Genomic DNA, 519 nt, shown 5'->3' with positions numbered 1-519 from the left:
AGCTGTTTTATCCCCAATTAGGTGTAAAACTCTGCTCGATGGCGGGCGGCGGCGTACAAAAAATCTATATGGTGTTTTTAAGAGAACCGTCCCGGCGGGACAGGTCAGGCAGTGACCTGTTCCACCTCCGGGATGGGTTTGAGATTAAAATGAATTTCGATAGAAATGTGTCTTGTTTTATCTTCGTCAATGCGCTCATGCACGACGATTTCTTTGATTAAGCGGTTAAGGGTGGCTGCGTCCAGCTCTGTGATGTTGGCATATTCCTGAATGGCTTCCACCCATTGTTTTGCGTCATTGGCAAGCTGGACTTCATCGGACAGCCGCTTTCTGCCCTCGGACACTTTTGTTTTAAGCTCCGTCTGCTCGGTCTGTGTCTTTTCCAGCATGGTGTTGAAATTCTGCTCACTGATACGCCCTGCAATCATATCCTCATAAAGCCGCATTACCATTTTGTCCAGAACCTCAATCCGTTCCTCGTCCCTTGTAAGGGAGCGTTCCATTGCTTCCCGCTGTTCC

Annotated in this window: 1 protein-coding gene; it reads right to left on the bottom strand. The window is 48.6% G+C overall.

Features of this window, described 5'->3' with window-relative positions:
- Positions 1 to 104: 104 nt before the first annotated feature.
- Positions 105 to 519: DUF4368 domain-containing protein (locus tag LIZ87_RS22125; RefSeq protein WP_227149234.1), on the bottom strand; the 415-nt coding region annotated here is incomplete at its 5' end.

This window comes from Lacrimispora sp. 210928-DFI.3.58 (assembly GCF_020554865.1).
GTDB lineage: Bacteria > Bacillota > Clostridia > Lachnospirales > Lachnospiraceae > Enterocloster.
The sequence above is the reverse complement of the archived record's forward strand: the minus strand, read 5'-3'. Positions and strand labels throughout refer to the sequence as shown.